General features: G+C 52.7%; 9 protein-coding genes and 1 tRNA gene. 5 read left to right on the forward strand and 5 right to left on the reverse strand.

Translation table 11 applies throughout. From position 1 onward, the window contains the following. Positions 1-229: transposase family protein (locus ACWIUF_RS05620; protein WP_448571308.1), on the reverse strand; the 229-nt coding region annotated here is incomplete at its 3' end. 276 nt (positions 230-505) lie between these two features. Here ACWIUF_RS05620 and ACWIUF_RS05625 point away from each other — a divergent pair. The 4 genes from ACWIUF_RS05625 (at position 506) to ACWIUF_RS05640 (ending at position 2,702) form a co-directional block, all read left to right on the forward strand. Next, positions 506-1,018, forward strand: coding sequence for a DUF6036 family nucleotidyltransferase (locus ACWIUF_RS05625; RefSeq protein WP_448571309.1), 513 nt, complete (start codon positions 506-508; stop codon positions 1,016-1,018). Beyond that, positions 1,015-1,308 carry a hypothetical protein gene (locus tag ACWIUF_RS05630; protein WP_448571310.1) on the forward strand — a complete coding sequence of 98 codons (294 nt, stop codon included), beginning with the start codon at positions 1,015-1,017 and terminating at the stop codon, positions 1,306-1,308. Before ACWIUF_RS05625 ends, ACWIUF_RS05630 begins: the two co-directional genes overlap by 4 nt. Before the next feature lie 76 nt (positions 1,309-1,384). Continuing rightward, a complete protein-coding gene (locus ACWIUF_RS05635; protein WP_448571316.1) occupies positions 1,385-1,570 on the forward strand; it encodes a hypothetical protein in 186 nt (61 codons plus the stop codon). 595 nt (positions 1,571-2,165) lie between these two features. Then, positions 2,166-2,702: a P-loop NTPase family protein gene (locus tag ACWIUF_RS05640; protein ID WP_448571311.1), complete on the forward strand. Its 537-nt coding sequence runs from the start codon at positions 2,166-2,168 to the stop codon at positions 2,700-2,702. 35 nt (positions 2,703-2,737) lie between these two features. Here the strand turns inward: ACWIUF_RS05640 and ACWIUF_RS05645 are convergent, their stop codons facing one another. The 3 genes from ACWIUF_RS05645 to polA all read right to left on the reverse strand — a co-directional run bounded on the left by ACWIUF_RS05645 (position 2,738) and on the right by polA (position 6,770). After that, positions 2,738-3,280, reverse strand: a complete 543-nt coding sequence (locus ACWIUF_RS05645) for a deoxycytidylate deaminase (RefSeq protein ID WP_448571312.1) — start codon at positions 3,278-3,280, stop codon at positions 2,738-2,740. Continuing rightward, on the reverse strand, positions 3,261-3,695 hold the full coding sequence (gene dut, locus ACWIUF_RS05650) for a dUTP diphosphatase (protein ID WP_448571313.1): 435 nt from the start codon (positions 3,693-3,695) through the stop codon (positions 3,261-3,263). The genes ACWIUF_RS05645 and dut overlap by 20 nt, the downstream gene beginning before the upstream one ends. A gap of 81 nt (positions 3,696-3,776) precedes the next feature. After that, entirely contained in the window at positions 3,777-6,770 is a 2,994-nt protein-coding gene (gene polA, locus ACWIUF_RS05655) for a DNA polymerase I (protein WP_448571314.1), read from the reverse strand. Positions 6,771-6,940: 170 nt separating this feature from the next. Here polA and ACWIUF_RS05660 point away from each other — a divergent pair. Then, positions 6,941-7,021: transfer RNA gene (locus tag ACWIUF_RS05660), tRNA-Leu, on the forward strand. Positions 7,022-7,298: 277 nt separating this feature from the next. Here the strand turns inward: ACWIUF_RS05660 and ACWIUF_RS05665 are convergent. Next, on the reverse strand, positions 7,299-9,267 hold a 1,969-nt coding region (locus ACWIUF_RS05665), incomplete at its 5' end, for an HD family phosphohydrolase (RefSeq protein ID WP_448571315.1).

The following is a 9,267-nucleotide window of genomic DNA, read 5'->3' on the forward strand; positions in this document are numbered from 1 at the left end:
AGAATTGGCGACGCGGAATTCGCAAGTATGCTGGCCGACCAAAAATTGCAAGATCACGCACGAATACGGGCCGATTCTGATGCAGCTTATGACTGCTAGTCTGACAGTAAGGGCAAGTGGCTGCTTCGTTTAATAAGTCTAACTGTAGGAATACTTGCTCGGCTTCCTGAGTGCAGATTTCAACGGTAACGTTTGGCAAGTTAAGTAGAGAATCCAAATGCCAGTCCATTGCTTCATCACCAACGCACTATTAGCATCCATTGTAACATATTCACCAAAAACCCAGAAGAACCCAATTTTCTCCTGAGAAGATTTTTGTAAATGGGGATGCAGTTGAGGGACAGCTACGTTTATTGAATCAGCCTGAAATTGAATCAGATTCTATAATTTTCCGAACTTCTGGGTAAGTTGCTCCTAGTGAAACCTGCTACATTAGAGATGTTTAGCCACATTCCTGTCAAACCTTATGCGCTCAAATGTCGACTCTCGGAAAATCGAGGAACTCATGGAAGCATTAGGGAAAGAAGCTCGCAGTTCAGGCTGTATCTACTTTACAGGTGGCGCTAGTGCTTTACTCATGGGTTGGCGTAGTTCTACTGTGGATATTGACATTCGCCTAGATCCAGAACCATCAGGAATTTTTCAAGCGATCGCCAAACTTAAACAAGAGTTGAACATCAATATCGAACTAGCCTCTCCACAGGATTTCTTACCTCCCGTTCCAGGATGGCGTGATCGAAGCGTATTCATTGGTAAACGCGGTCAAATCTCATTCTATCACTATGATTTTACAGCCCAAGCTCTTTCTAAACTATCTAGGGGATTTGATCGCGACCTTAAAGATGTTGAAGCTATGTACAAACAGAAATTATTCTCTTTGAGTGAGCTACGGGATTGCTTTGAGGCGATTGTACCTGAACTAATCCGATTCCCCTCTCTTAACCCTGATATACTCAGAAGCAGAATCGAGGACTTTATTGAATGTTTTGAAGATCAACCAGAGGAGGAACAATCATGAATCTCAATGAGTTGCCAGGAGCTGAGATCATTTTGTCTGGACTGAGCGATCTTCATAGTGGTGAGTCCAGTACAATTGGGGCATTGCTAGTTGCGATCGCCGCAACACGCTTAACCAAAGCCGGTTTAAATATTCCCAAAGATCACCTAGACCCCGAACCAGAGCTAACCTTGTATGCCCGCCTCCAAGATGAACAAGACGATGCTTACTCCTACTATAATGCGTTGCTGAATCGTCTCAATAGTTTTTGTAACGCACTCGAACTCAGTTATAAATATAAGCCCGTCTAACCAATCACTGCACCCGACCTTATGCTAGACCTTGACAAGTACCCAAAGCCACTGACGGCGGGTGAATTCAACCGTTATGTCAACAAGCGATCGCGCCCAAAAGCTCCCGATCGTCATCCCAAAATTGAGTATTAGGAGGTCTTCAGCTTTTACGCTGATGCTGAATGAGATGGGCGGCTTTGTCAGCTTTGCCACCAGTGATGCCTACAGTTTGACCTTCCGGGTGATTGTGGTGCGGTTGGCAGCGGTGGGGGGATTCTGACCCCGGTCTATTTGCTGTCGATGCTGCGGGAGATTTTCTACGGTCAGCGGACGTACCCACTGACGCAGCTGGGTTTGCAGTTGACGTAGAGGTAGGGGGGTCCATAGCAGTCGCTGCGAGTTTGGTCACTGTAGCGTCGCATAGTATCCCCCATCTGGCTAACCCTTGCCTCAGGTAAGGTTCTACTCCCCGTAAGCTTTTCGCCCTTGCCTACACTACGAAGCGCTCTGCCCTCTCCTGCTGGGGGGCTGTTACATTTTGGAACACGATCGCTATTGACGAATGACACACATCTAGTGTTTTATGGGGGAGTCCTGGTTTCAAAAACACTATATTTGAGTTTTGTTTAGCCCGTTCTCCCAGATTGTGTGACCGGTATACCCTTTGGCGAAAACCTTAAGTATGGGTTGCCTGGGTTTAAGGTCGGTCAATTTGCATCAAGTCAGTTTAGCTAGCGTTGAATTTTAAACTCGCATTTTCAGCTCACCGAGATGATCAGCCTCACTAAGGTCATCAAAGCGATGATCCGACGGATGGGGATGATAGTAACGCTGTCCACCCATCGCCTTTTTTTGCCATCGTGAAGGGGTATTCTATGGTTTCCCAACTAAAAGTTGCCGCATTTGACCCCGATCGGCCCCCGATCCATGTGGTTTCTGGCCTTGTGCAAGTGTTTACCTGTAGCCAGCGCAATTTCTTCACCAATGTCATGGCCCAGGCACTCCAGATCGCAGGACAGGGAACGCCAGTACTGGTGGTCCAATTCCTTAAAGGGGGGATTGGGCAAGGCTGCGATCGTCCGGTGCAGTTGGGCCAAAACCTCGACTGGATTCGCTGTGACTTACCCCGCTGTATTGATAACGCCGCGATCGAACCAGCGGAAGCCAAGGCAATTGAAGATCTCTGGCAGTACACGCAACGGGTTGTCCGGGCTGGGCAGTATGCTCTGGTGGTCTTGGACGAACTGAGTCTAGCAATTAACCTGGGCCTCATCCCAGAAACAGAAGTCCTAGCACTGTTGAGCGATCGGCCTAGTCAAGTGGATATTATTTTAACCGGTCCCAGCGTTTCCAATTCCCTGTTAGAAGTTGCGGACCAGATTACCGAGATTCGTCGGAGTTTATGTGCCTAGGGGATGACGGAGCAACCTGAGGAAACGTGAACTGGTTAAAGTCCTGAGTCAAGCACGGAAGTGGGTTTCAGTAAGGATTGGGCTGCCTTTGCCGCGATCGTGGGTGACAGATGGATTTGTTTAATTTGAATGAGTCCTTCCTGCACAAACAGATCGCGCACTTGAGCACTGGTTTTACTGATATAGGGGGTTTCGTAGTAGATTTCTCGAATGCCCGCTGACATGACCAGTTTGAGGCAAGAAAGGCAAGGTTCCAAGGTAACGTAGATACTGGCCCCCTCCGTGGCAATGCCATGTTTACTTGCCTGGGCAATGGCATTCGCTTCCGCATGGACTGCCCGCGAAGGTAAATCTTGGCTGGCATCACAACTCGGCAGACCAGGATAGCAAAAACCTTGGGAAATACAATGCTCAGAACCAGAAGGAGGACCATTGTAGCCCGTTGCAAGAACCTGTTTGTTCTTAACGATAACAGCCCCAACAGGAAAGGCTAAACACGTCGATCGTGTAGCAGCAAGCTTGGCCAGCATCAAGAAATACTCATCCCAAGTTGGCCGCTCATAAGCCGGTTGAACCAAAGCCATTCTCTCCTCGTGTGGTTACGGCTAATTCTTCACTGGTTTCAACTTTAACGCGAATGACCGGTTGAATCACCATTTGTGCAATCTTCATCCCGACTGCTACCTTAAATACTTTTCGGCTGTGATTAATCAGGATGACGCCGATTTCACCGCGATAGCCCGCATCAATGGTCCCAGGCGAATTCAGAACCGTGATCTGGTGTTTTAAGGCAAGGCCACTGCGGGGGCGAATTTGGGCCTCGGTACCCGGTGGTAATTCAAGACAAATACCCGTAGGAATTAAAGTGCTTTCACCCGGTTGAATGGAGGCTTCGACATTGGCAAACAGATCCAGCCCCGCATCTCCTTCATGGGCATAGGCAGGGATGCAGGCATTTTCGCGCAATCGCTTAACTTTTAACACGTATTCCATAGATGCCACATCATATTTAATCAAGACGGTAAATCATAACATTACTTTGCCTTAGAATACCCAGGAGGAATGGGATGAAAACTACTTTGCGACCATCCAATTCTCCCCGGCCCGCACCTCCACAACCAACGGAACACTCAGGGACACGGCAGCTTCCATTGTAGTCTTAATGCGATATTCCAAATCAGGCCATTCCGAGGGTGGGACTTCCAACACCAATTCATCATGGACCTGCAACAGGAGGTGGGCTTGATAGTCCTTCAGGACGGTTTGTAAACGCACCATCGCAATTTTAATAATGTCAGCACTGGAACCCTGAATCGGGGCATTGGCCGCCGCCCGGAGTAGGCCCGCATCGTAGGCATTAGCCGATCGTGCCTTATCCAGATCGATCTGGTCTGGCTCAGTTCCCCGCAAACGCTGGAGAGCCTCACTGGCGAAATTAAAATACCGCCGTCGCCCGAAAATCGTTTCCACATAGCCCTGACCGATCGCCTGTCGTTGCATTCGCTGCAAATAGGCAAATACGGCTGGATATCGCTGATTAAAGCGTTCAATAAACTGCTTCGCATCGCTGGAATCAATTCCCGCTTCCCGGGCAAAGCGTTGGGCGCCCATGCCATAGATCACCCCAAAGTTAATCACCTTGCCCAGACGACGTTCTTCGGCAGTAACCGTTGCCTTATCCAAGAGCAGACGAGCCGTCAGGGTATGGACATCCTCGTTATTTTGATAGGCGGCCAGCAACACGGGTTCCTGACTGAGGTGGGCCAGGATGCGTAACTCAATTTGGGAATAATCGGCGGCAGCGAGTAGCCAACCCGGTTCTGGAATAAAGGCTTGGCGAATTTGCCGACTAAAGGCGGTCCGAATCGGAATGTTTTGCAGGTTAGGATTGGAGGAGGACAGGCGGCCCGTAGCAGTGATGGCCTGGTTGAAATCGGTATGCACGCGACCTGTGTCCGCCCGCACCAAATTAGGTAATGCATCCACATAGGTTGACTTTAACTTCGAGAGGCTACGATGTTCCAAAATCGCATCAATAATCGGATGATCGCCCTGTAATTTTTCCAAAACGCTCGCATCCGTCGAATATCCCAACTTGGTTTTCCGCGTCTTTTTGGTATTTAAACCCAGGGTTTCAAATAGCAGTTGGCTGAGTTGTTTGGGTGAGGCCAGGTTAAAGGGCGCACCTGCGATCGCATAGGCTTTAGCTTCAATGGCTTTGAGATCCTGATCTAACTGTTGGGAAAATTCTTGCAGATAGGCAGAATTAATCCGAATACCGCGATATTCCATTGCGGCCAAGACCGGCTCTAGAGGTAACTCTACAGTTTTGAAGAGCGTTGCGAGGGCGGGTACCGCATCCAATTCAGCCTGTAATTTTTCAACGAGACAAAACGTGGTATAAACATCCAGCCCACAATAGGTGGCCGCACGGGAAATATCGATATCCGCGATCGTCTGATTTTTCGCAACCAATTCGCGATAACTCTGGGCACGGATACCTAAATAACGGGCCGACAAATCACTCAGGTTATGACTACCCTCCGGATTAATCACATAGCTGGCCAGCATGGTATCAAACACCACACCCGCCAATTGTATTCCCTGGCGGCGGAGCACAAGGCGATCGTACTTGGCATTTTGGAAAACCTTGGGCAGGTCAGGATTTTCGAGAATTGGACGTAGGGCGGTTACCACCTCGGTTTTAGGGAGATTTTGACCCTGGTGATGACCAACAGGTAAGTAGGCAATGCGCAGGTCGGGGCTGCCCACGGGTTGCCAACAACAACCAATCCCCACTAAGTCGGCACTGAGGGGGTCGAGGGCCGTAGTTTCCGTATCCCAGGCCACGGGAGACTGGGTGCAGGTCACCAATTGGGCCACGAGTTCGGCTAATTTCTCCGGGGTATCAATAACCGCAACCGGGACGGGTAGGGCTGAAGCCGGGGCGGGGGGGGCCTGCTGCGCGGCGATCGTCTCTTCGGCAGTGAAAAACGCGATCGCCTCATCAGTATTTTCATCGGTATTTTCTAAGGGATTCGGGTTTGCGAGACTGCCTGCCCGCTCAGGACGCGCTTCGCCCGGCTCCGCCCAAGCCTCAGCGGGGGTAGTCTCATGGGCGCGATCGCCCCCCAATTGCAGTTGCAACCGTTCGATCTGACTGAGGAACGATCGTAATTCCAGCTTTTCTAAAATTGGGATCACCGCATCAGTCGCAAACCCCTTTAGCTGCAAGCTCTCCCAAGCTATGGATAAGGGAACATTTAAGTGGATCTGGGCCAAATATTGGGAATGGCGAGCCACATCCTGTTGATCCGCTAATTTTTGTCGCAGGGCGGGTTTAATCGCCGGTAACGATTGATAGATCTGCGCCAGGGAACCGTACTCTTTCAATAATTGCACCGCCGTTTTCGGGCCAATGCCCCGCACCCCAGGAATATTGTCCGACGCATCCCCACAAAGTGCCTTATAGTCCACCACCTGCTCCGGTCGAATCCCTAACTTCTCCTCCACCTCCGCAGGACCAAACTCACGCGGGGGGACGGCTCTGCCCCGTTGGGCAAAAGCGCCGCTCAGGTGCAAGACCGAAATACCGCGATCGGCATCCACAAGCTGAAATAAGTCCTGATCGCCACTTAAAATCTTTACCCGATAGCCTGCGGCCACCGCCTGTTGGGCCAGGGTTCCCAAGACATCATCGGCCTCATAACCGGGTAACTCCAGAATCGGTAGACCCAGCGCTTGCAACAGTTCCCGCAAATTGTGCAGATCGGGGATAAAGTCCTCTGGCGTTTCCGGGCGACCCGCCTTATAGTTTTCATCCGCCTCATGGCGAAACGTCGGTTCCCTCACATCAAAAGCCACCCCGATCGCCCTAGGGGCCTCCGTCTGCACCACCTCCAACAGGGACTTGAGAAACCCAAAGCAAATGCTGGTGGGGATTCCCGTCGTCGTCCGCAAGCCCCCCTCCCGGCTTTTGGCAAACGCATAATAGGCCCGGAAAGCCAAGGAGTGGCCATCAACGAGCAACAGCAGCGGGGTAGCCTGGGGCGGTGGGGTAGGCGGCATGGGCAGACTTCCAACTTCAACATTGAGCCAGGGGGGTGGTTGCGATTATCGCAGACGGGTGGGCAGGTCGGGCAGGCGGTTGGGATAAACTTTGTGATGGCTAGGGGGAGGAGCGCTACGATTCGGGACGCGTCGTGCTAGGATGGGAAAGCCAAATCAATTGGCACCTTGCGGATGTGGCGGAATTGGTAGACGCGCACGTTTGAGGGGCGTGTGGTATATCCGTGCGAGTTCGAGTCTCGCCATCCGCATGAGTATTTGCAGCAAGCTGTATTGCGTTAATCCTCGGCAGTGAGGGTGTGCCCACCTCCTGGGGAAAGCCAGCTCGGCTGTCTAAGCCTCGTCGCCAGGCGCAGGGGGACTGGGACTCATCCATTTGGGCTAAGCTGGCCGAGAGGGATAATCTTTAGCTGGCTGTGCTACTAATGCAGCGCATAACCGATTATGCAACGTTTGTAGTTCTGGCTTTAGCCTGCAATGCCTCAAGTCGTTACTACCAAAACGTTGCGAAACTTTATGTTGACTGTACTAGGACGAACAGGCCCCGATCGCGGTCTTGGGCGGCATCACTTTCGGATAAGGAATCCGCTTGTGATTATACTGCTGCCAGACAAGGACAAAAATTTCCGCAATTTGGGCGAGGTCCTCGCGGCTGAGGCCAGAATCCACCAGTTGGTTATCCTGCCAGCGTGCCCGGAGAATTTTATTCACCATACGCAGGGCCTCTTCGTGGGTGGCATCCTTGAGCGATCGCAGGGCGGCTTCACAGGAGTCAGCCAGCATGACAATCCCCGTTTCCTTGGATTGTGGGATCGGTCCATCGTAGCGAAAGTAAGCTTCATCCAAGGGGCGATTCGCCATCTCCAGGAGCAACGCTGCGCGATCCTCCGATGGCGACACGGCGTGAACAGGGCTAGGGGCTGAGACTTCACTAGCCCGCTGTTGGGCCTGCTGATAGAAATAACTCACCAACATGGTCCCTTGATGCTCTGGGATAAAGGCCCGAATCGCCTTCGGTAAGCGGTAACGGCGGGCCATGACTAAGCCTTCGCTGACGTGCTTTTTGATAATCGCCACACTCTGCCACGGATCATTGAGTTCATCGTGTTTATTCGGTCCCCCCATTTGGTTTTCAATAAAGCCCTGGGGGTCGTGCATTTTACCAATATCGTGGTACAGCGTCCCCGTGCGCACGAGTTCAACATTGCACCCTAGGGCACAGGCCGCCGCTTCCGCCAGGGTCGCCACAAACAGGGTGTGTTGGAAGGTGCCAGGGGCTTCGGTAGCCAGACGTTTCAGGAGGGGACGGTTGGGATTGGCCAACTCCGCCAGGCGAACCGGCGTCACTAAATCAAAAAGATGCTCTAGGTACGGACTCAACCCTAGGGCGATAATGCTCCACAAAACCCCCTTGGCCCCCTGGATCGCCGCATCCAGCAGGACGCTATGCCAGATTGTGCCCGCCGCTGCACTCAGGGTAAAGGTTACCAGCAAATAGGTGACCCCCTGGGTCAAGCCAACCGCACCACCAAGCAGGGCCAATTCCTCCCGCGATCGCAGCCGTCCGGCAAAAAACGCCGCCAATAACCCACTCACCGCACTGGCAAACCAATAGCCCCATTGCAATTCGATCCCGATCGGCAAAGCCAGACTCAACAATCCGACCGTGGTCACCCCCAGAACTGAGCCATAGAAACTGCCCACCAGCAGGCCCACCATCGCCAGGTTCGTCGAGGGTAAATGGAGGGCAATAAAGACGGGGGTGCTCAGGGCCAGCAATAGCAATAGCAAGCGATCGCGGCGACGGAGGTCAGGGTAAAACCGCCGTTGGATGATCCAGAAGACCCCCACTCCCCCGGTGATCAGCCCCCCGAAGCTCACTAAGCCCCACCAATTCAACCCGCGCTGGCTGAGATCAAAGTAGTCCAGCAGGGCAAACTGGGCTGGCGTAATCATTTCATTGGCCTGGACAATAATTTCACCGCGCCTAACACTGACCATCACTGGCGGAACATCCCGGGCGGCTTGTTCCGCGCGAATACGGGTTTGCTCCTTGTCCTCAATCAGGTTGGGCTTCAGGCTATTTAATAACAGCCGCATGGCCAAGGGTTTGGCGACCTGGGGTACCGTGCCTTGGAAGTGCAAGGCCGCCGCTTCCCGCAGGAATTGCTGGGGTAAACCGGGCGGAATCCCCTGGGTGGTCATCCGACGGGCCACCTGCCGCACGCTTCTTTGGGTCGTTTGCCACTCTTCCGGGGTCAGGGCCAGCAGGGACGCATCGTAAAGGGCATCGGTCTTACCAGCAGCGGTGGGCGCTCCCCCCGTCGGCGGCCCCGCGTGGATGGCAGCGAGGGCGATCGCGTATTGGCGGCGGGCCTGATTGATCTGGGCGACTAGGCGGTTAAATTCCGCGATCGGGGCCGTGCGTTGGAACACCCGTAACTCAGCAATAGCCTGCTGTTGGGCCGGGGTATGGGGGACGGGGAAGGGTGAGGGA

This window comes from Trichothermofontia sp. (assembly GCF_053493415.1).